This is a genomic window from Streptomyces sp. NPDC079167, assembly GCF_040686735.1.
Classification (GTDB): Bacteria; Actinomycetota; Actinomycetes; order Streptomycetales; family Streptomycetaceae; genus Streptomyces.
The window spans coordinates 1-25,495 of record NZ_JBFBLO010000034.1; the positions used below are offsets into that span (position 1 = coordinate 1).

Below are 25,495 nucleotides of genomic sequence, written 5' to 3' on the forward strand. Positions count from 1 at the left end.
TCAACACCCGGAAGCAGGGGCGCTATCCGCTCCCACGCCACATCAGTCAGCTCACCACGACCCACCACAAGATCAATTATCAGACAGGGCCTAGGCGTGGCCGCCCACGGTCACCTCTCCCACCGTCAGCTCCGGGGTGCCCTCCAGCACCTCGCCCAGCCGCTCCACCTGCTCCTCCAGCTCCCGCGTGCGCGCGGCGTCCAGGGGGCTCAGGGGCTCCACGGTGACGGCGATCCGCTTCCCCGACCGGCGCTGGTGCCACACCCCGGCGACCGCCCCGTCCACCAGCAGCACCGGGAAGTTGCCCGCCTGGCCGCCGGCCAGCGCGCGTGCGTACGCCGCGCCGGCGAAGAGCCGCTCGCGGGGCCGGGAGGCGATGGCGAACGCGTCGAAGTAGGGCAGCAGCCGCACACCGTGGGGCGCCCCGGACGGGAACCGGGTGTCGCCCGCCGCCACCCAGGCCGCCCCGGTCCCCTCGAACGCCACCTCCTCGATCGCTCCGGCCCCGGCCAGCTCGTCGAAGAGCCGCCCGGCCCAGCCGCGCGGCGCCGCGAGCCACTGGGCGAAGTGGACCGGTGTGGCGGGACCGTAGGCCTGCAGATAGCGCCGCACCAGGGCAGCCGTCGCCTCCTGGGCGGGCATGGGGACGGCCCCGGGGTTGGTGTACGTCGCCTTCCGGCCCCGGTTCGGCGCATAGCACAGGGCGCCCCGGTGGCCCGCCAGGTGCAGCACCTGACGCCAGCGCGGCCACATGCCCTGGAACGCGGGCATCACCAGGTCGCCCGCCCAGGGGCCGGTGCGGGCGACGACCTCGTCGGAGAGCTCGTCGACCGTGAGCTCGGCGCCCGTCAGGGCGTCGGCCACCGCGGCCACGACCGCCTCGACCTGCTCGGGAGTCATCCGGGCGTCCTTCGGGAAGGGGCTGCCGCCCGCCGGCACGGCCGACAGGGCGCCCGTCCACATCGGAAGCTCATCGGCGGGCAGCAGATGCACGGTGCCGCGCGGGCCGAACGTCTTGACCAGGCTCCGGCGGGCCCACAGCGCCGCACGCACATCTGTGCGCGTCGTCCCCGGCGCGCGGAGACCGACCGAGTGTTCGGCGGCCGACAGCACCTGCGCGTGCGCCCCGAGCATCGCGGCGACGGCACCGGTGACGTCAGGGGCGGGACGGCCGGCCGGCGACGGGCCCCCGGAGAGGAACTGCCGGTCCAGGCGCCGGGCGTTCGCCTGGGACCAGCTCACGGTCTTCGTGCGGGCTCGTGTCGTCATGGGCCGAATGTAGGACGCCTACAGGACAGAACCGGTCCTGTAGGGCTTGATCCGTGCCCTGCGGGGGCCTCCGGAGCCGTGCCCGCAGCGCAGTCCGGCGAATTCGGAGAGTGATTATTTCGTGGCGTGGCACGCAGCAGCACTTACGAAGGGTTATGGTGGAAACCCCCCCTCGGGCCGGTCCGTAACCCCCCCCACGGACCGGCCCGTTTTTTGTGCCCGGACTGTGCACCGGATGTGCGGCCCGTGTGCGGGGCCGCAGGCGCTCCGGACCCGGGCCCCCGTCACGTACGGGGATCCGGCGGCGGGGAACCCGCTCTCAGCCCCGGTTGGCCCAGATGTTGGTGCTCGCGGTGTCCACGGCGAAGGTGTCGATCTCCTTCAGCTCGTCGGCGGTCAGCGCCGGCGCGGCCAGCGCGGCCACGTTCTCCTCCAGCTGCTTCACGCTCGACGCGCCGATCAGGGCCGACGTCATACGGCTGTCGCGCAGGACCCAGTTGAGCGCCAGCTGGGCGAGGGACTGCCCGCGACCGCGCGCGAGGTCGTTCAGCCCGTTCAGCCGCCGCACCATCTCCTCGTCGAGCAGCCCCGGGTCCAGGGACTTGCCCTGGCTCGCGCGCGAACCCTCGGGGATGCCGGTCAGGTACTTCCCGGTGAGCAGCCCCTGCGCGAGCGGCGCGAAGGAGATGCAGCCCATACCGGCCGTCTCCAGCGTGTCCAGCAGCCCGTCCGACTCCATCCAGCGGTTCACCATGGAATAGGACGGCTGGTGGATCAGGGCGGGCACGCCCATCTCCTTCAGGATCCGCGCCGCCTCGGCGGTCTGCGCCGCGTTGTAGGAGGACACACCCACGTACAGGGCCTTGCCCCGGTCCACGGCGGAGGCGAGCGCCCCCATCGTCTCCTCCAGCGGCGTGTGCGGGTCGAAGCGGTGGGAGTAGAAGATGTCGACGTACTCCAGTCCCATCCGCTCCAGCGAGACGTCGAGCGAGGACAGCAGGTACTTCCGTGAGCCCCACTCCCCGTACGGGCCGGGGTGCATCAGGTAACCGGCCTTGGTGGAGACGACCAGCTCGTCCCTGTACGGGGCGAAGTCCTGGCGGAAGAGCTTGCCGAAGTTCAGCTCGGCGGAGCCGGGCGGCGGGCCGTAGTTGTTGGCCAGGTCGAAGTGGGTCACACCGAGGTCGAAGGCGCGGCGCAGGATCGCCCGCTGGGATCCGAGGCCCCGGTCGTCGCCGAAGTTGTGCCAGAGGCCGAGCGAGACGGCCGGCAGCTTGAGCCCGCTGCGGCCGGTGCGGCGGTACTCCATGGAGTCGTAGCGCGACGCGTCCGCGAGGTAGGTAAGGGAATCAGTCACGTTTCACTCTAAGGCCGGCCGGCTCACGGCGGCCTTATCGCGGAGTTGTGACAGGCCGGGTTGGGCCCCCGTGCCCCCGCCGCAGTAATGTGGCGGCTTCGGGACATGCCGATCCGCGGCGCGAGAGCGCGGTGCGCGGACCGCACGGCGATCCCCCGGGGGGCGGCCCCGGACCCCCCGCGAGGGGGAGGACGGGCCTGAGGCCCGTACGGAACCGAGAGGGTGAACTCAGTGAACTTGCGCGACCTGGTGTACGGGCTCTACGCACGCCGGGTGGAAGGCCGCCTGGATCACGACCAGGTGCCCAAGCACATCGGAGTCATCCTCGACGGCAACCGGCGGTGGGCGAAGGCGTCCGGCGGCTCGGCCGTGCAGGGTCACCAGGCCGGGGCGGACAAGATCTCGGAGCTGCTCGGCTGGTGCAGCGAGACGGATGTCGAGGTCGTCACCCTCTGGCTGCTGTCCACGGACAATTTCGACCGGCCGGAGGCGGAGCTCATCCCGCTCCTCGGCATCATCGAGAACACCGTCCGCCAGCTGGCCTCCGACGGACGGTGGCGCGTCCACCACGTCGGCACGCTCGACCTGCTGCCCGCCAGGACCCAGACCGTCCTCAAGGAGGCGGAGGAGGCCACGGCGGGCATCGACGGGATAATCGTCAACGTCGCCGTCGGCTACGGCGGGCGGCAGGAGATCGCGGACGCGGTCCGCTCCCTGCTCCTGGAGCACTCCTCCCGGGGCACGACCTTCGAGGAGCTCGCCGAGATCGTCTCCACGGACCTGATCTCCGAGCACCTCTACACCCGCGGACAGCCCGACCCGGACCTCGTGATCCGGACGAGCGGGGAGCAGCGGCTGTCGGGCTTCATGCTCTGGCAGAGCGCCCATTCGGAGTACTACTTCTGCGAGGTCTTCTGGCCGGCCTTCCGCAAGGTCGACTTCCTGCGCGCCCTGCGTGACTACGCGGCGCGGCACCGGCGCTACGGAGCCTGAACACCACGGGGCCGGAATCCGAACGGAAGGCCTTCTCGCAGGCAGCGGCATGGCTTCGCGTGTTCGAGGGAATACAGCTCTCAGGTCGACGTCCGGTCAGTAACCAGGCGGACGTCGCAGCCAAGTGAGCGGCAGGCCCGCTCGCCCGGGAGGCCCTTTGCACACGAAGGACCGCACAGCGTGCGGCCGACGCGGAGGGCCGGTGTTCGGCCCGCGCACGGGGTCCGAACCCGGTCCGTCCTCTCCCTTCGGGAAGTTGCGCGACGTCCGTCGCACTCCCCGACCTCGTCCGAGGGGGTACGTCCTTCCGTGGTGACCAGCACCAAGCGCCGCATGCCCGACAGGCGCACCTACGTTCTCGACACCAGCGTCCTGCTGGCCGACCCCAAAGCCATGACCCGGTTCGACGAGCACGAAGTCGTCCTGCCGATCGTCGTGGTCACGGAGCTGGAGGCCAAAAGGCACCACCCCGAGCTCGGATACTTCGCCAGGCAGGCCCTGCGGCTGCTGGACGACTTCCGGGTCAGGTACGGCCGGCTGGACGCCCCGATCCCGCTCGGGGATCTGGGCGGGTCGCTCCGTGTCGAACTCAACCATTCCGACCCCGGCGTCCTTCCCGCCGGCTACCGGTTGGGGGACAACGACTCACGGATCCTCGCGGTCGCACGCAATCTCCAGGCCGAGGGGTACGACGTCACGGTCGTCTCCAAGGACCTGCCGCTCCGGATCAAGGCGTCGTCGGTCGGTCTCCTCGCCGAGGAGTACCGCGCCGAACTCGCCGTCACCGACTCCGGATGGACCGGGATGGCCGAGCTCACCCTCGCGGCGGAGCAGGTCGACCTGCTCTTCGGCGAGGAGAGCCTCTACATCCCCGAAGCGGCCGAATACCCCGTGCACACGGGGCTGGTCCTCCAGTCCGAGCGCGGCAAGGCGCTCGGCAGGGTCACGGCCGAGGGCAACGTCCGTCTCGTGCGCGGCGACAGGGAGGCCTTCGGGATCCACGGCCGCAGCGCCGAGCAGCGCATCGCGCTCGAACTGCTCCTCGACCAGGACGTCGGCATCGTGTCCATGGGCGGCCGGGCGGGCACGGGCAAGTCGGCGCTGGCCCTCTGCGCGGGCCTGGAGGCCGTGCTGGAGCGCCGTCAGCACCAGAAGGTGATGGTCTTCCGGCCGCTGTACGCGGTCGGCGGGCAGGAGCTCGGCTATCTCCCCGGCAGCGAGGCCGAGAAGATGAGCCCCTGGGCGCAGGCCGTCTTCGACACGCTGTCGGCGGTCGCCGGACGCGAGGTCATCGAAGAGGTGCTGGGGCGCGGGATGCTGGAGATCCTGCCGCTCACCCACATCCGGGGCCGTTCGCTCCACGACGCGTTCGTGATCGTCGACGAGGCGCAGTCACTCGAGCGGAACGTCCTGCTGACCGTGCTGTCCCGTATCGGGGCCAACTCGCGGGTGGTGCTCACGCACGACGTGGCCCAGCGGGACAACCTCAGGGTCGGCCGGTACGACGGAGTCGTCGCCGTGGTCGAGAAGCTGAAGGGGCATCCGCTCTTCGCGCACGTCACGCTCACCCGCTCCGAGCGTTCACCGATCGCCGCGCTCGTGACCGAAATGCTGGAGGACGGACACATCTGATACGTAACACCCCATAGATGCCGCCCGGCGGGCCAAGGAGCTTAGCCGGGCGGCATTGTGCTGCGCCGTCATTTCCGAAAAAGTCGTGCGCCAAACGAGGTGTGACCTTTCACACGCAACACAGAATTGCAACACGCCGTGTCCGTCCGGCAGAGTCTTGCTTCCGTCAGGCCCCGCATACGGCACTTGGGCACCTCCAGAGGCGCCCAGCACCACACAACTCAACAACCGCCGTCCGTATGCCGCCCGCGAGCACCACGCGGCGCTTCCGCAAGGGAGTCGCCCACCGGGCCCGTGCCTCCCGTGACCCAAGCAGTAGGGAGGCCAGTGTCAGGGGCACGATTGCGCCCGCGAGGTCACCTAAGCGGGCGATGCTGGAAGGACACCGTGTGAGCCGGATCTCGGTCCGGGGGTTCGCCGTGGCGTCAGCCACCGCCGTAACCACCGTAGGCGCCGTCGTAGGCGTTGCGTCGGGCAGCACTCCCGCTGCCGACGACAACAACTTCGAGGCGGCCGCAGCCGACACCACGCTGCTCGCAGACATCCCCGCGGGCCAGCAGGCCCAGGTGCAGACCGCTTCGCTGACGCAGCAGGCCGACGCCCAGGCGTCCGCGGCCGACGCGGCGGCGAGGAAGTCCGCCGAGGAGACGGCCCGCATCCAGGCCGCCAAGGACGCCGAGTCGAAGAAGCAGGCGGCCGAGGACAAGCTGGAGGCGCAGCGCGCGGCCAAGAAGAAGGCGGACGCGGCCGAGCGCGCGAGCCGTTCCTCGGTCCGTGACGCCTCCTCCTTCTCGGCGCAGGGCTCCTACAGCGTGGCCGAAGTGCAGGCCATGGCCCGCCAGATGGTCCCCGCGGACCAGTTCCAGTGCTTCAGCAACATCGTGAACCACGAGTCGACCTGGAACTACAGGGCGAGCAACCCGTCCTCGGGCGCGTACGGACTCGTGCAGGCGCTGCCCGGCTCCAAGATGTCGTCCGCCGGCGCCGACTGGCAGACCAACCCGGCCACCCAGATCAAGTGGGGCCTCAGCTACATGGACGGCCGCTACGGCAGCCCCTGTGGCGCCTGGTCGTTCTGGCAGGCCAACCACTGGTACTAGAACCCCACGAGGTTCGCTCAACTCCGGGAAGCCCCGCACCGTCCTACGGTGCGGGGCTTCTCGCGTGTACGGTCGATCCGGACAGCTCCAGGGGGCGTGCGGGGAGCGGACGGGGGAAAGGGAAGATCCATGTCGAAACTTCCGGGGTGGCTCGGCCGGGTGGGCGCCGAACTCACCGAGATCGGGGCGCGCCTGGAAGAACGCCGCGCCGAGGACGAGCGCCGGGCCGACGCGGACGCCGTGAGCGGCTCGTCGTCGACGCTCTCCACGGTCGCCGCCGAACAGGTGCCCGCCCCGCCCTCCTACGCCCCCTCCGTCGCCGCCAAGCCCGACCCGGTGGCCGCGATCCCCTGGGGGATGCGCGTGGCGGCCGAGGCCGGCTGGCGGCTGCTGGTCGTGGCCGGCACCCTCTGGGTGCTCATGCGGATCATCAGCGCCGTCCAGCTGGTCGTCCTCGCCTTCGTCGCCGCCCTCCTGGTGACCGCGATGCTCCAGCCGACCGTCGTACGGCTGCGACGGCTCGGGCTGCCGCGCGGTCTGGCCACCGCGGTCACGGCGGTGCTCGGCTTCGTCGTCATGGGCCTGGTCGGCTGGTTCGTCGTCTGGCAGGTGATGGACAACCTGGACACGCTCTCGGACCGGGTCCGTGACGGCATCGACGAGCTGAAGCGCTGGCTCCTGGACAGCCCGTTCCATGTCACCGAGCAGCAGATCAACGACATCGCGAAGAACCTCAGCGACACCATCGGCACCAACACCGAGGAGATCACCTCCGCCGGGCTCCAGGGCGTCACGGTGATGGTGGAGATCCTCACCGGGCTGCTGCTGGCGATGTTCTCGACGCTCTTCCTCCTCTACGACGGGAAGCGCATCTGGCAGTGGGTGCTGAAGCTGGTGCCCTCCCAGGCGCGGCCGGGCGTCGCCGGCGCCGGACCGCGTGCCTGGCGGACGCTGACCGCCTATGTGCGGGGCACGGTGATCGTCGCCCTGATCGACGCCATCTTCATCGGACTGGGGATCTACTTCCTCGATGTGCCGATGGCGGTGCCGCTCGCCGTCTTCGTCTTCCTCTTCGCCTTCGTCCCGCTGGTCGGCGCCGTGGTCTCCGGCGCCCTCGCCGTGGTCGTCGCGCTCGTCACCCAGGGCGTGTTCACCGCGCTGATGGTGCTGGTCGTGGTGCTCGCCGTGCAGCAGATCGAGGGCCACATCCTGCAGCCGTTCATCCTGGGCCGCGCCGTCCGCGTCCACCCGCTGGCCGTGGTGCTCTCGGTCGTGGCGGGCGGCATGGTCGCCGGCATCGGCGGCGCGGTCGTCGCCGTACCGCTGGTCGCGGTGCTCAACACCGTGGTCGGCTATCTGCGCTCGTACGGGCGCGACCCCGCGGTCCTCCACGGGTCAGGGCCGTACGGTGCCACCGCTCTCTCGGCCCTCCCGCCGAAGGAACCGCCCTCCGCCCGGCCGGCCGAGGACCCGGCGGACGGCGACGAGCGGCCCGACCCGGTGGACGAGCCCGAAAAGTGACATGAAAGAAGGGCCCCAGGGACGGTCGGTCGTCCTCGGGGCCCTTCTCGTTCACGGGTACTACTCGGCGAGCACGGCCTCGGACTCGAGGGTGACGCCGACCGCCTGGATCACCGAAGCAATCTTGACGGCTTCCTGAATGGTCTCACGGTCCACGCCGGCCTTGCGCAGCACCTGCTCGTGGGAGTCCAGGCACTGGCCGCAGCCGTTGATCGCGGAGACGGCGAGCGACCACAGCTCGAAGTCGACCTTCTCCACGCCCGGCTTGCCGATGACGTTCATGCGCAGGCCCGCACGGAGGTTTCCGTACTCGGGGTCCGACAGCAGGTGCCGGGTGCGGTAGAAGACGTTGTTCATCGCCATGATGGCCGCGGCCGACTTCGCCGCCGTGTACGCCTCGGCGGAGAGGTTGGCCTTGGCCTCCGGCTCCAGTTCGCGCAGCACCTTCGGCGAGCGCGAGGCGATCGCGCAGGCCAGGACGGTGCCCCACAGCTGCTGCTGCGGGAGCTCGCTGTTGCCGATGACCGAGCCGAGGTTCAGCTTCAGGTCCTTGGCGAAGTCCGGTATGGCGGACTTCAGTTCATCGAGTGCCATGTCGGTATCAGCTCACTCGCCGGAGAGGAGGGCGACCGGGTCGAGGGTGTTCTCGCCCTTGGTCCAGTTGCAGGGGCACAGCTCGTCGGTCTGCAGGGCGTCGAGGACCCGCAGGACCTCCTTGGGGTTACGGCCCACGGAACCGGCGGTCACCATCGTGAACTGGATCTCGTTGTTCTGGTCGACGATGAAGACGGCGCGCTGCGCGAAGCCGTCCTCGCCCTCGATGCCGAGGTCACGCATGAGCTCGTGCTTCGAGTCGGCCAGCATCGGGAAGGGCAGGTCGGTCAGGTCCGGGTGGTCCTTGCGCCAGGCGTGGTGCACGAACTCGGAGTCACCGGAGAAGCCGAGGATCTGCGCGTCACGGTCGGCGAACTCGTCGTTCAGCTTGCCGAAGGCGGCGATCTCGGTGGGGCACACGAAGGTGAAGTCCTTCGGCCACGCGAACACGATCTTCCACTGACCCTCGTAGGTCTTGTGGTTGATCTGCTCGAACTCCTTGCCGCTCTCCAGCGACACGCAAGCGGTCAGGTCGAACTCGGGGAACTTGTCACCGACAGTGAGCACGCGCACTCCTTGCTGCGTAGGAAATCCCCTTTTGAGGGCGTTCCTGGGGGTTGGACAGTCCCCACCTTGGCACAGAGTGCATTGATCACGGAAATAGCTACACTCGGTCCGGATGATCGGAGGTGCCTATCAGTGGCGTATGTAAATCAGGCTATTAGGGTCAAGCAGCCCAGCCTCTCGCAGCTGCGCGCCTTCGCGGCCGTGGCGGAGCATCTGCACTTCCGGGACGCGGCGGCAGCAATCGGGATGAGTCAGCCCGCGCTCTCCGGGGCGGTGTCCGCGCTGGAGGTGGCACTGGGTGTCCAGCTCATCGAGCGTACGACGCGCAAGGTGCTGCTCTCGCCCGCGGGGGAGCGCCTCGCGGTGCGGAGCCGGGCGGTGCTGGAGGCGCTCGGGGAGCTGATGGAGGAGGCCGAGGCGGTGCACGCGCCCTTCACCGGGGTGCTCAGGCTCGGCGTGATCCCGACGGTCGCGCCGTATCTGCTGCCGGCCGTGCTCAGGCTGGTCCATGAGCACTACCCGGACCTGGATCTCCAGGTCCATGAGGAGCAGACCTCCTCGCTGCTGGAGGGGCTGGGGGCCGGCCGGCTGGACCTGCTGCTGCTCGCGGTGCCGCTGGGGATGCCCGGCGTCACGGAACTTCCGCTGTTCGACGAGGACTTCGTACTCGTCATGGAGAAGCGGCACGAGCTCGCCGGGCGCACCGGCCTGCCGCGCGGGACGCTGCGCGATCTGCCGCTGCTGCTGCTCGACGAGGGGCACTGTCTGCGGGACCAGGCGCTGGACATCTGCCGGGAGGCGGGGCGCACCCAGGGGGCGCCGGTGACGACGACCGCGGCCGGGCTCTCCACGCTGGTCCAGCTCGTCGCGGGCGGGCTCGGGGTGACGCTGCTTCCGCGTACGGCCGTGACGGTGGAGACCGGCCGGAACGAGGCACTGGCCACCGGGTACTTCGAGGACCCCGCGCCCTCCCGGCGGGTGGCGCTGGCGGTGCGGACGGGCTCGGCGAGGCAGGAGGAGTTCGAGGAGTTCGCGGCCGCGCTGCGCGGGGCGATGGGAACGCTGCCGGTACGGGTGCCCGAGGAGGGGTGAGCGCGCCCCCCGGCGCGCTCACCCCCCGGTCGTCACTCCGTGCGCAGCCCGTCCGGGCGCATCATGCGCCACAGCAGGGGCATGGAGAGCGCGGTGACGGCCACGATGAGGGCCCCGCCTGCGCCCGCCATCGGCAGGAACAGCCACCACCGGGTGACCGGCTTGTCGAGCATCCAGGTCAGCACGGCACCCAGGCCCAGGCCGCCCGCCGTCGCGACGAGCAGGCCGACGACCACCGGGAGCGCGGTCTGCCAGAGCACCGACCAGCCGAGGGTGACCCGCCTGGTGCCGAAGGCGACCAGGACCGACAGGAGCCGCTTGCGCTCCCGGAGCTGTTCCAGCTGCGAGACCAGCATGGACGCGGCGATCAGCATCAGGGTGGCCACCGCTCCCAGCCGCAACGCCGTCTGCACGCTGGCGTACTGGCGGTCGCGCGTCACGGAGGTCAGGGCGGCGACCCGCATCCCGGGGTCGATCCTGGCCGCCGTGTTCCGTACGTGTTCGGCGACGTCCTCCACGCTCTCGTCGACCCGGAGCTGGGCCGTGATCTGTGCGTTGGGCAGGGTGCCCGGGTCGATCGCGCCGGGTGTCGCCATGATGCCCCAGTGCTCCTTGCCGAGCGGGTCGAGCCCGGCCCGCACGGTCCGGGCGTCGGCCGGCAGGGTCCAGAGCATCGACTTCGCGCCCGGCTCCACGCCGTGGGAGGAGTTGAGCTCGATCTCCTTGCCCTTGCGGGCCGTCTCGTCGATCCAGTCCGCCTGCTCCTTGTCGTCCTCCGGATGGGCGACGAAGACGTCCCCCTCCTTGCAGGAGCCGATCGCCGCCAGCTCCTTGAGGGTGACGCAGTCGCCGACGGTCAGGGTGGTGACGGGCTGGATCTCGTCCTCCCCGTACGTGCCCGGCTTGGTCACGTACGTCTCGACCGTGCCGATGACGGTCTCGACCCCTTCGGTCGCCCGGAAGTCCTCGATGGTCCTGGCCGCGGCCTCACCGCTGACGTCCTCGGAGAAGGTGGTGTACTGCGCCCGGGACGGGTCCTGGCCCGTCATCCGCTTGAAGTCGTCACCCATGGCGGCGAACAACATCTGCAGGGCGATCGCGCCCGCCACCGCCACGGTGATGCCGCTGACCGCGCGTGACGCGGCCCCGCTGGTCAGCTGGAGCCTGCGCACGGCGAGCTGCCAGGACACCGGGCCGCCGTGGATCCGCTTCACGACCGCCTCGACCAGCCAGGGGAGCAGCAGGGCCAGCCCGATCAGGACCAGTGAGGCGCCGGCCGCGATCGGGTACGGCTCGGCGGTGGTGAACTCGTCCACCCGACCGGTCGACGCCAGTACGGCGATTCCCGCGGCCGGTACGAGCAGCCGCCACCAGAAGCGGCGTCGCCGGCCGACGGATCTGCGTACGACGCCGAGGGGTTCGATGACCACCGAGCGCAGAGCGGCCAGGGTGACGAGCACCGCGGCGAGGGGCACCGCCACCGCGATCAGCGCGGCCAGCCACCCGGCGGGGACCAGGTCGGACGGGAAGGCGCTGTGGCCCCACAGTTCCACCTCGCCCACGAACCCGCGGCAGACGAAGAAGAGCACCGCGCCCACCAGCAGTCCGAGCAGTGAGCCGAACAGGGCTTCACCCGCCGCGATCCTGCGGGTCGCCACGATGTCCGTACCGACCAGGCGCAGAGCGGCGAGCCGGCGGTCGCGGCGTTCACCGCCGAACCGTACGGCCGTGGCGATGAAGATCGCCACGGGGACGAGGAGCACGACGCAGATCATGATGACCAGGACGACCAGCTCGGGTGGCAGCTCCTCGCCCGACTCGCGGTCCCCGTAACCGTCCACCCGGTGGCCGCCGGCGGCCGGGGTCAGGGTGTCGCTGCCCGCGTAGTAGTACAGCTCGCCCGGGGAGAGCAGGCCCGCGTCACCGATCGTCGCGGAGATCCGGTACGGGAGACGTTCCTTGAGGAGGCTGCCCTCCGGGGAGGCCAGCAGCTCCTTCAGGGCCGGTGAGGCGACCATCTCGTCCGGGGCGGGGAGGGACCCGAGCCCGGGAGGGACGACCGGATGCGTGCCGTCCGGGCGCATCAGGAAGCCGGTGACGGTCTGCCCCCTGAACTCGGTCTGCGCGTCGATCCGCAGCACCGTGGTGTCGGACTTACGGACCTTCCCGTTCCACGAGGCCGCACTCTCCGAGCGGGCCTGGTCGCGTGCGGAACGCTCCTCCAGCAGATGGGGGACCGACGAGGCGACCAGCAGCAGCGCCACACCGAGGCCGACCCCGACGGCGGTGAGCGCGGTCCGCGCCCAGCCCTCGCGTCCGCCCGCGGCGGCGAAGCGTATGCCGAGGCCGAGATCACGCAGCCAGGTCATACGGCGTACTCCAGATCGCGGCACCGGCCGTCGCGTACGACGATGTCGCGGTCCGAGTACGCGGCGACCCGCGCCTCGTGCGTGACGAGTACGACGGCTGTGTTCGCCAGCCGCGCCGACTCGGTGAGCAGCTCCATCACCCGCTCGCCGTTGAGGGAGTCCAGCGCCCCCGTCGGCTCGTCGGCGAAGATGACCTTGGGGGAGGCCACCAGGGCGCGGGCCACGGCGACGCGCTGGCCCTGCCCGCCGGACACCTGGCCGGGGCGCTGGGCAACGACGTCGTCGACCTCCAGACGCTCCAGCCATTCCCGGGCGGCGCGTTCGGCCTCCTTGCGCTTGACGCCGTTGAGGCGGAGGGGCAGGGCGACGTTCTCCAGGCAGGTCAGCTCGGGGACGAGCTGGCCGAACTGGAAGACGAAGCCGAAGTCGCTGCGGCGCAGGGCGCTGCGCTCGGCGTCCGACATCGCGGACAGCTCATGCCCGCCGTAGGTGATGGTGCCCGAGTCGGGGGTGACGATGCCTGCGAGGCAGTGCAGCAGCGTCGACTTGCCGGAGCCGGAGGGGCCCATGACGGCGACGACCTCGCCGGGGTGGACGGAGAAGGAGGCGCCGTCGAGGGCGGGGGTCGAGCCGTAGGTCTTGCGGAGGTCGTGGGCGGCGAGCAGGGAGCCGGCGGGGGTCACGGAGCGACCACCTCGGCGAGCTTGCCGAGGCGTGCGGCGGTCAGTTCCAGCCAGCGCAGATCGGCTTCGAGGTGGAACAGGGCGTGGTCGCAGATCAGCTGGTCGGCGAGGTCGCCCTGGCGCTTGCGGTCGGTGAGGATCCGCATCAGGCGCAGGTGCTCGGAGCGCTGGGCGTCCAGGATGTCGGCTGCGTCGCGGCCGGTGAGCAGCGCGAGGACGACCTTCGTGTACAGGGTCGACTGGAGATACGGTTCGGGCTTCTCGGGCTGCGCGAGCCAGGAGCTGACGTCGGTGACGCCCGCGTCGGTGATGGCGTACCGCTTGCGCTCGGGCCCGCCGTCCGTCTCGACGCCGTCGACCTCGACGAGCCCGTTCTTGAGCAGGCGGGACATGGTCGCGTAGACCTGGCCGTAGTGCAGGGGGCGATCGTGCCCGAACTTCTCGTCAAAGGCGCGCTTGAGGTCGTAGCCGTGGCGGGGGCCGGACTCCAGGAGCCCGAGGAGGGTGTGACCGATTGACATGCGCCGCACTGTACATGGTGTGTATACCCGGCATGTATACGGGTCCGGGGGAGCGAGGTGCGGGCCTGCTTCGGGGGCTCCCCCCGGACCCCCGCGCCTCAATCGCCGGCGGGGCCTGATTGTGCGGGCCTGCGCCGTGGGGTGCGGGGTGTGCCGGATCCGGCCTGTCCCGGAGGGCGTGGGCCCGCACGATCAAGCCCGTCGGGGGCCCGGACGAAGTCCGGGGGGATTGCTGACACCCCCCGGCCCGGGTTCACCCCTCCGCGTCGGGCGGCGTCTTCGGGGGCCGGCCCCGGCGGGCGATCGGGGCCGCGCCGCCCGGAAGCCGGCCCGCCTCCGCCAGCGCCCGCCGCAGCAGGAACTCGATCTGCGCGTTCGCGCTGCGGAGCTCGTCCGAGGCCCAGCGGGCCAGCGCGTCGTGCACCGCCGGGTCGAGCCGCAGCAGCATCTGCTTGCGGGCGGGGCCGCGCCGGGCCGCCCGACCGGGGGGAGGGGCCGCGTCGTCGGTCACTGGTAGAGCGTGCCCGTGTTCAGGACCGGCTGCGCCGCACGGTCACCGCACAGCACCACCATCAGGTTGCTGACCATCGCCGCCTTCCGCTCGGAGTCCAGTTCGACGATGTCCTGCTCCGCGATCCGGGTCAGCGCCATCTCGACCATGCCCACCGCGCCCTCGACGATCTGCTGGCGCGCCGCGACGACCGCCCCCGCCTGCTGCCGCTGGAGCATCGCCGAGGCGATCTCGGGGGCGTACGCGAGGTGGCTGAAACGGGACTCGATGATGCGTACGCCCGCCGCCTGCACCCGCGCCGTGAGCTCGACCGCCAGCTTCTCGGTGATCTCCTCGGCGTTGCCCCGCAGGGAGAGTCCGCCCTCCTCGTGGGCGTCGTACGGGTACTCGATCGCGATGTGCCGGACCGCCGCCTCGGTCTGGGTGGCGACGAACTCCAGGAAGTCGTCGACCTCGAAGAGTGCCTGCGCGGTGTCCTCGACCTTCCAGACGACGATCGCGGCGAGTTCGATCGGGTTGCCGTAGGCGTCGTTGACCTTCAGGACGGCCGTCTCGTGGTTCCGGACCCGGGTGGAGATCTTGCGGCTGGACGTCAGCGGGTTGATCCAGCGCAGCCCGTCCGCCCGGATCGTGCCGACGTAACGGCCGAAGAGCTGGATGACCCGGGCCTCGCCCGGAGCGACCATCTTCACACCGCTCATGCAGAAGAACGAGGCGATGGTCAGGAGCAGCCCGAGGATGAAGAGCGGGATCCCGGTGCCGTTGTGGCCGTCGGAGCCGAGGACGCCGCCGACGATGGCCAGGGCCACGCCGAGGAGCACCCCGAGGACGGTCAGGAGCAGGCCGAGACCGCCGGGGATGGAGTGGGCGGTCACCTCCCTGACCTGGGGTGCGGGCATCTCAGGGGCGTCGGGCGTCAGATCGGCGCCGGGGCCGGTGGAGCCGGGCTGGTCGTGTGGTGCGGACATGGGTCCCCCGTTTCGTACGGCATAGCGCCGCGCTAGCAATGTGATTACACATTAACGCTCTTCGCAACCTTGCGCACCCCTCGGGAGTCGGTTCCTGCAGGAGTGGGTGCTGATTCTCACGTCCGGAAAAGACCGGATCGCTTGTCATTTGTCCAGGCTTTCAGTGTTAGCTGGCAGGTCTGACCGGATCGGTACGAGCAGAAGGACAGGAGCACCACAGCGATGGGTCGAGCGGATGCGCGACGGGCTGCCAGGAGCGGTGGCATACGCCGGCTCTTCACGTGGCGGAAGATCCTGGGCACCTTCTTCGGACTCTGCCTGCTCGTGATGGGCGCCTTCGCGGCCCTCTACGTGTACGTGGACGTGCCTGAGGCCAACGCCCAGGCCCAGAAGCAGAGCAACGTCTACAAGTACAGCGACGGCACGCTCCTGGCCCGGAGCAACTCCGAGGTCAACCGGGAGATAGTCGACCTGGACGTCGTGCCGAAGGCGGTCCAGCACGCCTTCGTCGCCGCCGAGAACAAGTCCTTCTACCGGGACCAGGGCGTCGACCTCAAGGGCACCGTGCGCGGCCTGTTCAACACGCTCTCCGGCAAGGGCAAGCAGGGTGGCTCCACCATCACCCAGCAGTACGTGAAGAACTACTACCTCACGCAGGACCAGACGGTCACCCGCAAGCTCAAGGAGCTGGTGATCTCCCTCAAGGTCGACCAGCGCACGAAGAAGGACGACATCCTCGCCGGGTACCTCAACACGGTCTACTACGGACGTGGCGCGAGCGGCATCCAGGCGGCGGCACAGGCCTATTACGGCGTCGACGCCAAGGACCTCGACACCGCCCAGGGCGCCTATCTCGCGGCCCTGCTCCAGGCCCCCAGCCAGTACGACTGGGCGAACGCCACCCCCGGCGGCAAGAAGCTCGTCAAGGAACGCTGGGCCTACACGCTGAACAACATGGTGGACGAGGGCTGGCTGGACAAGGCCGAGCGGGACAAGCTGACCTTCCCCGTCCCGGACGCGCCCAAGGCGGCCCCCGGCATGGAGGGCCAGACCGGCTACCTCGTCGAAGCCGCGAACAACGAGATGAAGCGGCAGGGCGTCACCGAGGAAGAGCTGAACGCCGGCGGCTGGACGGTCACCCTCAACATCGACAAGAAGCGGCAGAAGCAACTGGAGAAGTCGGTCGACGACCAGCTGGAGAACCAGCTCGACCGCAAGAACAGCAAGGTCGACGCGACCGTCCAGGCCGGAGCCACCTCCGTGGACCCGAAGACCGGCAAGGTCGTCGCGCTGTACGGCGGTGTCGGCGCGACCGAGCACTACATCTCCAACGCCACCCGCCAGGACTACCAGCCGGCCTCCACCTTCAAGCCGCTGGTGCTCGCCTCCGCCCTGGAGAACGAGTCGACCACCCAGGACGGCGACCTGATCGGCCTGAACACGGTCTACGACGGCACCAGCAAGCGCCCGGTCGTCGGCAGCGACACCCCGTTCGCCCCGCAGAACGAGGACGACATCAGCTACGACAGCCCGACCGTCCAGACGGCGATGGACAAGTCGATCAACTCCGTCTTCGCGCAGATGGTCGTCGACGTCACCCCGAGCGCCGTGAAGAAGACCGCGCTGGCCATGGGCGTACCGGACAAGAACTTCCCGGAGCGTCCCGCGATCACGCTCGGCACGATGAACGCCTCGACGTGGGACATGGCCGGGGTCTACGCGACGCTCGCCAACCACGGCAAGAAGGTCACCCCGACCATCGTGAAGTCGGCCGAGCACCGCGACCGCACCATGGAGCCCGTCGACGGCGTGGGCGGCCAGGCGATCAGCCGGGCGTCCGCCGACACCGTGACGAAGGCGCTGACCGAGGTCGTCGACGTCGGTTCGGGCCGGGAGGCCAACACCTCCGCCTACGACGCGGCCGGCAAGACCGGCACCTCCGAGGACAACAAGGCCGCCTGGTTCGCGGCGTACACCCCGGAGCTCACCACGGCTGTGGCTCTCTTCGGTGAGTCCACCGCCGAGGGCGGCGGCCAGGTCAGCCTCACCGGCACGGCCAACTCCGGCCGGGCCAACGGTGGCGGGTTCCCCGCCAGGATCTGGGCCGACTACACCCTGGGCGCGCTCGGGGGCGGCTCCGACGCCGCGTTCGACCTGCGAGGAGTCGAAAGGGGTGAGACGCCGGTGACCGAGACGCCCTCGGCGACCCCGTCCGAGACCGAGGAGCCGTCGGAGACCCCGTCGGAGGAGCCCGAGACGCCCAGCGAGACGCCGAGCGAGACCCCCAGCGAGGAGTCGCCGCCGGCCGAGACGCCGAGCGAGACGCCCTCGGAGACCCCGAGCGGGTCGCCCAGCACGCCGGAGATCCCCGAGGACGGTGACCGCCCACCGGGCGAGCGGCCCGGAGGCGAGGGCCTGCTGGGGCAGTAGTGACGCGTGAGGGGCGGGTGCCGATCCGGCACCCGCCCCTCACGCATGTCCGGGACCAGCCCTCAGGGGGTGGCCATCTCGAACCAGACCACCTTGCCCGTCGAGAGCCGGGTCGCCCCCCACCGCCTGGCCAGCCGGTTGACCAGGAACAGCCCTCGTCCGCCCTCGTCCGTCTCCCGGGCGCGCCGCTGCCGGGGCAGCTGCGGGGAGTCGTCGCCGACCTCGCAGCGCAGGATGTCCGTGCGCAGCAGCCGCAGCGTCACCGGTCGTTCCGCGTAGCGCACGGCGTTGGTCACCACCTCGCTGACCAGCAGCTCCACCTCGTCCGACAGGTCGTCCAGACCCCACCGGCCGAGCGCCCTGCGGGCCAGTCTGCGGGCCCGGCCGGGCGCCGCGTCCTCCGGCTCCAGGAACCAGTACGCGACGTCGCTCGGCGCGATCCCGTCGAACCGAGCGGCCAGCAGGGCGATGTCGTCGTCCCGGTCGCCGGGACCGAGCATGTCCAGCACGTCGTCGCAGAGCGCTTCCAGCGGCGGCGAATGGTCCGGGCCCGTCAGCTGGGCGGTGGCGGCGAGCCGCTCCCGCAGGATCTCGATGCCCGTCCAGACGTCCCGCATCCGGGACTCCACCAGACCGTCCGTGTACAGCAGCAGCGTGGCCCCGGCCGGGGCGTCCAGCTCGACGGCCTCGAAGTCGACCCCGCCGACACCGATCGGCGCGCCCGGCGGCACCCGCAGCACCTCCGCCCGGCCGCCCAGGTGGAGCAGCACCGGCGGCGGATGGCCGGCGTTGGCGATGGTGATGCGGTGCGCGACGGGGTCGTACACCGCGTAGAGGCAGGTCGCCATGCGGTCGCTGCCGAGCCGCTGTGCCTGCTCGTCCAGATGGTGCAGGACCTCCTGCGGGGGCAGGTCGAGGCCGGCCAGGGTCTGCGCGGTGGTGCGCAGCTGGCCCATGATCGCCGCGGACGTCATGGAGTGCCCCATCACGTCCCCGACGACCAGGGCGACCCTGCTGCCGGGCAGCGGGATCGCGTCGTACCAGTCGCCGCCGACCCGGGCCGTCTCCGCGGCCGGGAGGTAGCGCGAGGCCAGACGTACGCCCGTGGGCTGCGGCAGCGAGTCCGGCAGCATCGTGCGCTGGAGCTCGTCGGCGATGTACGCCTCGCGGCCGTACAGCACGGCCTTGTCGATGCCGAGCGCGGTGTGCGTGGCCAGCTGGGCCGCGACCAGGAGGTCGTTCGCCTCGAACGGCGGGCGGTCCGTGCCGCGCAGGAAGACGGCGGCGCCGATCACCCGGCGCCGGCCCCGCAGCGGAGCCAGGATCGCGCGGTGCCCGGTCGGCACCGTACGGCCGGCGCCCAGCAGTTCGGGCAGGGCGACGCGGGCCGCCGCGGAGTCCCCGAAGACGGGACGCACCCCGCGCAGCACCTCGGCGAGCGCGCCGCCCGCCCGGATCTCGCACAGGTCGGCGGCCGGCAGCAGCCCGGCCTGCGGGTCGGTGACGGACAGCCTCAGCCGCTCGCCCTCCGCACCGCCCTCGCTCTCCTCGTCGGCCAGCCGCAGCCTGTCGGTGCGCCGCAGCCGCAGCACGAAGGGGTTGACGGGCCGCTCGTCGCCCACCGGGAGCGGGTCGCGGAGGTAGACGAGTATGGCGTCGGAGAACGTGGGCACGCTCGCCCGGCAGAGCCCCAGCACGATCTCGTCCAGGTCTATGCCCCGCGCGATCCGGCGCGTCGCCGCGCCGACGAACCGCAGCCGGTCCCCCTCGCGCCGGGAGAGCGTCTGGGTGTCGACGACGGGAGCGGCCCCGTCCGCACCGGGCGCGGGACTCGGCACGGCGTTCACCGCCGGGCCCTTCGCCGGGTGCGGCACCGGGGAGGGGCCGGGAATCGCGGCGGTGGCAGCGGCGCCCGGCGGGGCCTCCTCCTGCCGGGGCCGGGCGCGTTCCTGCGGCCGGGCGGCGAGGGGCTGCCGGCCTTCGTGGGAGGTGGGATGCTCCGTCACGCGTGGGATTCCGTCCGTCCGGGCCGGTTGTATGAGGCAATCACCTTGTGGGGCGCCACTGTGCCCCGGCAAGAGCGGTGAGAACAACGGCTGTCACCGGATGCCCCTGGAAAAGGGGCCGAAACCGAACGGCCACGGGAGCGGCCGGTTTGGGGCCCTAGGGTGGCTGGGCAGCGGACAGCGAACACGTCTCCACCCCTCGTAGTGGTTCGTGCGTCCGCACGCTCCACCCGGCTCCGTGGGCCGTGTGACTCATGCGGTGCGTTCGGTGACTGGTGGTCAGGCCCCTGACCGCTCACGCCGGTTGTGGCGCGTCGGTCCGGCGGAGCGGTTCATGGAGGGAGATCCTACGGTTGCCCCCCTGGGGTGCATCAAGGGTCTCACGACGGCGTGGGGGCGGGGGTGCGGTCCCAGTCATCAGGCAGCGGGGGCACCTGCCACCTGGGGTCGGGCCGCCAGTGCTCCCAGCCGTCGCTGAACGGCGCGCCCCAGCGCTGGATCACCTCGACGGCCGCCAGCCCCGCCTCGCGTACCCGCCGGGCGGTGGCCTCGTCCATCAGCCCGACCCGCTGCGCCTGCGCGAACTCGTCCTCGTCGAGCCACTCCCAGCTGTGGTCGGGACGTACCGAGATGTCGAGGAAGTGGTCCTGCGAATCCACCCCGCCGGACCAGCGTGAGCGCGGCTCCTCGAGGTTGACGTACCAGTTGCGGAACAGCCAGCCGCGGTCCCAGAACAGCCACACCGACCAGGGGTCGCCCGGCTTGGCGAGTTTCAGCACACCCGAGCCGAACCACCGGGACCGCACCGTGGTGCGCGGGCGGGTGTAGCGGGTGGCGAGCGGTTCGGCGTGCACCTGGGTGCCGTCGGCGAGGACCGGCCTCACACACTCGGTGCCGGACGCCATCCACACGGCCAGGAGTTCGTCGGTGTCCTGGACGACCGTGACCGGCCGGCAGATGTGGACCGCGTGGCCCGCACCGTCGCCCGGTCTTCCGTTGTCCCGGTACCGCCAGAGGATCCGGTCCCCGGGCGACCAGCGCCCGCCGTCTCCCGCACCCGCCCCGGTGCCCGCTCCCGTACCCGCTTCCGTCGCTGTCATGAAGAGATCTTAGGGACGCCACCCCGGCCGTACGGTGCGTTACGCGTCAGGCCGGGTCATACGCAGCACGTCCAGGGCGTCGTCGAGCTGTGCCCGCGTCAGGTCCCCGCGCTCCACGTAGCCTTCGGCCAGCACCGTCTCCCGGATCGTCGTACCGTCGGCCAGGGACTTCTTGGCGACCTTGGCCGCCTGCTCGTAGCCGATGTACTTGTTCAGCGGGGTCACGACCGAGGGCGAGGACTCCGCGTACTGCCGGGCCCGCTCCACGTTCGCCGTGATGCCGTCCACCGTGCGGTCGGCGAGCAGCCGGGAGGCGTTGGTGAGGAGCCGTACGGACTCCAGCAGGTTCTTCGCGATGACCGGAAGCATGACGTTGAGCTCGAAGTTGCCTGCCGCTCCGGCGGCGGCGACCGTCGCGTCGTTGCCCGTCACCTGAGCCGCGACCATCAGCACGGCCTCCGGGATGACCGGATTGACCTTCCCCGGCATGATCGAGGAGCCCGGCTGCAGGTCGGGCAGGTTGATTTCGGCCAGCCCGGTGCGGGGCCCGGAGGCCATCCAGCGGAGGTCGTTGGAGATCTTGGTCAGCGACACGCCGATCGTGCGGAGCTGGCCCGACGCCTCGACGAGCCCGTCCCTGGCGCCCTGCGCCTCGAAGTGGTTCCGGGCCTCGGTGAGCGGCAGCCCCGTCGTGAGGGCGACCTCCGCGATCACCGCGGCGGAGAATCCGGGCGGGGTGTTGATCCCCGTGCCCACCGCGGTGCCGCCCAGGGGAAGTTCGGCGAGGCGGGGCAGCGAGGTGCGCAGCCGCTCGACGCCGTACCTGATCTGCGCCGCGTAGCCGCCGAACTCCTGCCCCAGGGTCACGGGCGTGGCATCCATCAGGTGCGTACGGCCCGACTTCACGACCTCCGAGAATTCGGCCGATTTCCGCTCCAGGGACACGGCCAGGTGTTCGAGCGCCGGGATCAGGTCGGCGGTGACGGCGGCGGTCGCGGCGATGTGGACCGACGACGGGAACACGTCGTTCGACGACTGGGACGCGTTGACGTGGTCGTTGGGGTGGACCTCGCGCCCGAGCCGCTCCGTGGCGAGCGTGGCCACGACCTCGTTGGTGTTCATGTTGGACGACGTGCCGGAGCCCGTCTGGAAGACGTCCACGGGGAAGTGTTCGTCCCAGCGTCCCGCCACCACCTCCGCCGCGGCCTCCTGGATCGCGTCCGCGATGTCCGGATCCAGGACCTTCAGCTCGGCGTTGACCTTGGCCGCCGCGGCCTTGATCCGGGCCAGGGCCTCGATATGGGCCCGTTCCAGCCGCTGCCCGGAGATGGGGAAGTTCTCCACCGCGCGCTGTGTCTGTGCCCGCCACTTCGCGTGGGCCGGCACCTTCACCTCGCCCATCGAGTCGTGCTCGACGCGGTACTGCGTGTCCTCGGCCGGTTCGCCCATGGTGTTCATACCTCCTGCAGGGGCGAGCGCGGTCCGCGCCCGCCGTATTCCCCGGTACTCCTGCCCGGGCCCCCCGCGCGGATCACACCCCGTCCCGGAGTTCACGCACCCACCGGACCGGTGTACACGCCGGAGGGGCGCGCCCGGCAACCGTTCGGTCACCGGGCCCGCCCCTCCGCCGGGCGTGCGTCAGCCGAGGCCGGGGCCGCGGACCGGGATGCTGGTGAACGTCGGGGCCGGAGCGGGCTCGGTGAAGAAGTCGTTGCCCTTGTCGTCGACCACGATGAACGCGGGGAAGTCCTCGACCTCGATGCGCCAGACCGCCTCCATGCCGAGCTCCTCGTACTCGACGACCTCGACCTTCTTGATGCAGTCCTGCGCGAGGCGCGCGGCGGGGCCGCCGATCGAACCGAGGTAGAAGCCGCCGTGCGCGTCGCAGGCGTCCGTGACCTGCTGGGAGCGGTTGCCCTTGGCGAGCATCACCTTGGAGCCGCCCGCCGCCTGGAACTGCGCGACGTAGCTGTCCATGCGGCCGGCCGTCGTCGGGCCGAAGGAGCCGGAGGCGTAGCCCTCGGGGGTCTTCGCCGGGCCCGCGTAGTAGACCGGGTGGTCCTTGAGGTACTGCGGCATCTCCTCGCCCGCGTCGAGCCGCTCCTTGATCTTGGCGTGCGCGATGTCGCGCGCCACGACCAGCGGGCCCGTCAGCGAGAGCCTGGTCTTGACCGGGTACCTGGTCAGCTCGGCGAGGATGTCGTCCATCGGCTGGTTCAGGTCGATCTTCACCACCTCGGACTCGTCCAGGTGCTCGTCCGTGGTGTCCGGGAGGAAGCGCGCCGGGTCCTTCTCCAGCTGCTCCAGGAAGACGCCCTCGGCGGTGATCTTCGCGGTGGCCTGGCGGTCGGCCGAGCACGACACGGCGATCGCGACGGGCAGCGAGGCGCCGTGCCGGGGGAGGCGGACCACGCGCACGTCGTGGCAGAAGTACTTCCCGCCGAACTGGGCGCCGATGCCGATCTTCTGCGTCAGCTCGAAGACCTTCTGCTCCAGGTCCTGGTCCCGGAAGCCGTGGCCGGTCGGGGAACCCTCGGCGGGCAGCTCGTCGAGGTAGTGCGCGGAGGCGTACTTCGCGGTCTTCAGTGCGAACTCGGCCGAGGTCCCGCCGACGACGATCGCCAGGTGGTACGGCGGGCAGGCCGCCGTACCCAGGGAGCGGATCTTCTCCTCCAGGAACTTCATCATGGAGGCCTCGTTGAGGACCGCCTTGGTCTCCTGGAAGAGGAACGACTTGTTGGCCGAGCCGCCGCCCTTCGCCATGAAGAGGAACTTGTACGCGCCGCCGTCCGTCGCGTACAGCTCGATCTGGGCCGGGAGGTTCGAGCCGGTGTTCTTCTCGTCCCACATGGTCAGTGGGGCCATCTGCGAATACCGCAGGTTGAGCTTCGTGTACGCGTCGAAGATGCCGTGCGACAGGGCCTCCTCGTCACCGCCCTCGGTCAGGACGTTCTGCCCGCGCTTGCCCATGACGATCGCCGTGCCGGTGTCCTGGCACATCGGCAGCACACCCGCTGCGGCGATGTTCGCGTTCTTCAGGAGGTCCAGCGCGACGAACTTGTCGTTGGAGGACGCCTCGGGGTCGTCCACGATGCGGCGCAGCTGCGCCAGGTGGGCGGGGCGCAGATAGTGCGAGATGTCGTGCATGGCCTCGGCGGCGAGGGTGCGCAGGGCCTCCGGAGCCACCTTGAGGAACGTACGGCCGTCGGCCTCGAAGGTCGAGACGCCGTCGGCGGTCACCAGCCGGTACGGCGTGGTGTCCTCTCCCAGGGGGAGCAGATCGGAGTACGCAAACTCTGGCATTACGGCCATTCCTCACTCGGCGACAGCAGCTGACCACCCTTGGGCAGCGCATCCACCAGGGTAGAACGCCGCCGACGCGCCGGGCCTGTGAGGTAAGGCTCACCCCGCAGGGCTCGATCCCGCACCGCGGACCGGCGTACAGGTTTCGGCGCGGGGCCGGAGAGGTGCTGTCGCGATCTATCGCGTTTCGGTACGCTGTTCCGGTGGACCTAGAGAAGCAGCCTCAGCAGCCCGTCGCTCCGGCCGGTCCCGCGCCCGCCGGAATCCGCGCGTCCGACGCGGACCGCGACCGGATCGCGGACATCCTGCGGGACGCCGTGGCCGAGGGCCGGCTGACGGCCGAGGAGCACGCCGAGCGGGTCGACCTGGTCTACCGGGCCAAGACCGTCGGCGAGCTCGAACCGCTGGTCCAGGACCTCCCGGCAGCGGGCGGCGCCCCCCGCCCGGCCGCCTCGCCCTACGGTTACGGCCCCGAGGAGGCGACCGGGCCCGCCGAGAACATGGTCGCGGTCTTCAGCAGCACGACCCGCAGGGGCCGTTGGCGCGTCGGCGGGCGCACGAACGCCTTCTCGTTCTGCGGCAGTGTGGAGATCGACCTGACGGAGGCGCTGTTCGGCCAGCGTCTGACGGTCATCAACGCGACGTCCATCTTCGGCAGCGTCGAGATCAAGGTCCCCGAGAACATCTCGCTGCGCGGCAGCGGAACAGGCATTTTCGGCAATTTCGAGGTCGACACACTGGAATCCACCGACCCTGAGGCACCGGTGGTCGTGGTGAACGGCTATTCCGTGTTCGGGAACGTCGAGGCGAAGCCCAAGCGCGGCAAGCTCATCGCCAACCTCCACAAGCAGTTGCGCAAGCACCTCGGCCACTGAGGCCGCACGGCCGGTCCACCGCGAATTCCGGCCAATGGGCGACGTGACGGCGTCGGGGGCGACCGGACGGCGGTGCCACTCAGTGCATAGGCGCGCGTACAGCGGGTAGGGAGTGCTGCATCGCCTCTCGCTCACGAAGCCGAAGCCGTCGTCAGGAGTGGACCGTGCTGCACATGCCGCATCAGCCCCTGCAGGTCGCCGCCGTGCCGTCCCAGCGCACACCCGCGCGGGAGGACCAGGCGGGGCCCTGGCACTCGGAGGCTGTGTGCCGCCGGGACGAAGCCGGGCTGTTCTTCGCCCCGTCGAAGGAGCCGACCGCTGCCCGGCTGGCCCGTGAGGAGGCGGCGAAACAGGTCTGTGCGAGGTGTCCGGTGATGGTGGAGTGCCAGGAGCACGCGCTCGTACAGCCCGAGCCCTACGGGGTGTGGGGTGGCCTCACCGCCGCGGAACGCCGTGTGGTGCTCGCGCGGCGCCGCAGGCGCGACGTGGAGCTCAAGGCCGCGGCCCCGACGGGACGCATAGCCGGCTGACGTTCCGCGCGGGTGTGGGGCCGCCCGGCCGGGCGGCCCCACACCCCCGCGCGCCGGGGCGAAATGGCGCGGGG

21 protein-coding genes are annotated in these 25,495 nt (G+C 70.8%); 8 read left to right on the forward strand and 13 right to left on the reverse strand.

Annotated elements, in window-relative coordinates:
• Positions 1-90: 90 nt before the first annotated feature.
• Positions 91-1,269 (reverse strand): winged helix DNA-binding domain-containing protein, encoded by a 1,179-nt coding sequence (locus tag AB0P41_RS35270; protein ID WP_365936114.1) that lies wholly within the window; start codon positions 1,267-1,269, stop codon positions 91-93.
• A gap of 319 nt (positions 1,270-1,588) precedes the next feature.
• Positions 1,589-2,626 (reverse strand): L-glyceraldehyde 3-phosphate reductase, encoded by a 1,038-nt coding sequence (gene mgrA / locus AB0P41_RS35275; protein WP_365936115.1) that lies wholly within the window; start codon positions 2,624-2,626, stop codon positions 1,589-1,591.
• A 231-nt stretch (positions 2,627-2,857) separates the two neighbouring features.
• Between mgrA and AB0P41_RS35280 the strand changes: the two genes are divergently transcribed.
• The 4 genes from AB0P41_RS35280 to AB0P41_RS35295 all read left to right on the forward strand — a co-directional run bounded on the left by AB0P41_RS35280 (position 2,858) and on the right by AB0P41_RS35295 (position 7,872).
• Positions 2,858-3,619, forward strand: coding sequence for an isoprenyl transferase (locus AB0P41_RS35280; protein ID WP_356713105.1), 762 nt, complete (start codon positions 2,858-2,860; stop codon positions 3,617-3,619).
• Positions 3,620-3,928: 309 nt separating this feature from the next.
• Positions 3,929-5,251 carry a PhoH family protein gene (locus tag AB0P41_RS35285; protein WP_365936116.1) on the forward strand — a complete coding sequence of 441 codons (1,323 nt, stop codon included), beginning with the start codon at positions 3,929-3,931 and terminating at the stop codon, positions 5,249-5,251.
• Between the two features lie 389 nt (positions 5,252-5,640).
• Entirely contained in the window at positions 5,641-6,351 is a 711-nt protein-coding gene (locus AB0P41_RS35290) for a lytic transglycosylase domain-containing protein (RefSeq protein ID WP_356713109.1), read from the forward strand.
• Between the two features lie 129 nt (positions 6,352-6,480).
• The gene (locus AB0P41_RS35295) at positions 6,481-7,872 is read left to right on the forward strand and encodes an AI-2E family transporter (RefSeq protein ID WP_356713111.1); all 1,392 of its coding nucleotides are present in this window, start codon (positions 6,481-6,483) and stop codon (positions 7,870-7,872) included.
• Positions 7,873-7,932: 60 nt separating this feature from the next.
• On the opposite strand, the gene AB0P41_RS35300 is transcribed toward AB0P41_RS35295, so the two are convergent.
• Together AB0P41_RS35300 and AB0P41_RS35305 are read right to left on the reverse strand one after the other, a co-directional pair.
• Positions 7,933-8,466 (reverse strand): alkyl hydroperoxide reductase, encoded by a 534-nt coding sequence (locus AB0P41_RS35300; protein ID WP_099174709.1) that lies wholly within the window; start codon positions 8,464-8,466, stop codon positions 7,933-7,935.
• A 12-nt stretch (positions 8,467-8,478) separates the two neighbouring features.
• On the reverse strand, positions 8,479-9,033 hold the full coding sequence (locus AB0P41_RS35305; RefSeq protein WP_018100933.1) for a peroxiredoxin: 555 nt from the start codon (positions 9,031-9,033) through the stop codon (positions 8,479-8,481).
• Between the two features lie 132 nt (positions 9,034-9,165).
• On the opposite strand from AB0P41_RS35305, the gene AB0P41_RS35310 reads away from it, so the two are divergent.
• A complete protein-coding gene (locus AB0P41_RS35310; protein WP_365936117.1) occupies positions 9,166-10,125 on the forward strand; it encodes a LysR substrate-binding domain-containing protein in 960 nt (319 codons plus the stop codon).
• Positions 10,126-10,157: 32 nt separating this feature from the next.
• On the opposite strand, the gene AB0P41_RS35315 is transcribed toward AB0P41_RS35310, so the two are convergent.
• The 5 genes from AB0P41_RS35315 to AB0P41_RS35335 form a co-directional block, all read right to left on the reverse strand.
• Complete coding sequence (locus tag AB0P41_RS35315) at positions 10,158-12,494, reverse strand: FtsX-like permease family protein (protein ID WP_365936118.1); 2,337 nt, start codon at positions 12,492-12,494, stop codon at positions 10,158-10,160.
• A complete protein-coding gene (locus AB0P41_RS35320) occupies positions 12,491-13,177 on the reverse strand; it encodes an ABC transporter ATP-binding protein (RefSeq protein ID WP_365936119.1) in 687 nt (228 codons plus the stop codon). The genes AB0P41_RS35315 and AB0P41_RS35320 overlap by 4 nt, the downstream gene beginning before the upstream one ends.
• Entirely contained in the window at positions 13,174-13,698 is a 525-nt protein-coding gene (locus AB0P41_RS35325) for a PadR family transcriptional regulator (protein WP_356713121.1), read from the reverse strand. Before AB0P41_RS35325 ends, AB0P41_RS35320 begins: the two co-directional genes overlap by 4 nt.
• Positions 13,699-13,951: 253 nt before the next feature.
• Positions 13,952-14,146 (reverse strand): hypothetical protein, encoded by a 195-nt coding sequence (locus AB0P41_RS35330; RefSeq protein ID WP_356713148.1) that lies wholly within the window; start codon positions 14,144-14,146, stop codon positions 13,952-13,954.
• Positions 14,147-14,205: 59 nt separating this feature from the next.
• Positions 14,206-15,177: an SPFH domain-containing protein gene (locus AB0P41_RS35335; protein WP_356713123.1), complete on the reverse strand. Its 972-nt coding sequence runs from the start codon at positions 15,175-15,177 to the stop codon at positions 14,206-14,208.
• A gap of 222 nt (positions 15,178-15,399) precedes the next feature.
• Between AB0P41_RS35335 and AB0P41_RS35340 the strand changes: the two genes are divergently transcribed.
• Positions 15,400-17,607: a transglycosylase domain-containing protein gene (locus tag AB0P41_RS35340; protein WP_365936120.1), complete on the forward strand. Its 2,208-nt coding sequence runs from the start codon at positions 15,400-15,402 to the stop codon at positions 17,605-17,607.
• A gap of 62 nt (positions 17,608-17,669) precedes the next feature.
• On the opposite strand, the gene AB0P41_RS35345 is transcribed toward AB0P41_RS35340, so the two are convergent.
• From AB0P41_RS35345 to AB0P41_RS35360, 4 genes are all read right to left on the reverse strand, one after another.
• Complete coding sequence (locus AB0P41_RS35345) at positions 17,670-19,613, reverse strand: ATP-binding SpoIIE family protein phosphatase (RefSeq protein WP_356713127.1); 1,944 nt, start codon at positions 19,611-19,613, stop codon at positions 17,670-17,672.
• A gap of 380 nt (positions 19,614-19,993) precedes the next feature.
• Positions 19,994-20,713 (reverse strand): DUF402 domain-containing protein, encoded by a 720-nt coding sequence (locus AB0P41_RS35350; protein WP_365936121.1) that lies wholly within the window; start codon positions 20,711-20,713, stop codon positions 19,994-19,996.
• A 39-nt stretch (positions 20,714-20,752) separates the two neighbouring features.
• A complete protein-coding gene (locus tag AB0P41_RS35355) occupies positions 20,753-22,162 on the reverse strand; it encodes a class II fumarate hydratase (RefSeq protein ID WP_365936123.1) in 1,410 nt (469 codons plus the stop codon).
• A gap of 189 nt (positions 22,163-22,351) precedes the next feature.
• Positions 22,352-24,016 (reverse strand): fumarate hydratase, encoded by a 1,665-nt coding sequence (locus AB0P41_RS35360; RefSeq protein ID WP_365936122.1) that lies wholly within the window; start codon positions 24,014-24,016, stop codon positions 22,352-22,354.
• Between the two features lie 203 nt (positions 24,017-24,219).
• Here AB0P41_RS35360 and AB0P41_RS35365 point away from each other — a divergent pair, with 203 nt between their 5' ends.
• Together AB0P41_RS35365 and AB0P41_RS35370 are read left to right on the forward strand one after the other, a co-directional pair.
• On the forward strand, positions 24,220-24,891 hold the full coding sequence (locus tag AB0P41_RS35365; protein WP_356713133.1) for a DUF1707 domain-containing protein: 672 nt from the start codon (positions 24,220-24,222) through the stop codon (positions 24,889-24,891).
• 164 nt (positions 24,892-25,055) lie between these two features.
• Positions 25,056-25,421, forward strand: a complete 366-nt coding sequence (locus tag AB0P41_RS35370) for a WhiB family transcriptional regulator (protein ID WP_356713135.1) — start codon at positions 25,056-25,058, stop codon at positions 25,419-25,421.
• Positions 25,422-25,495: the final 74 nt, after the last annotated feature.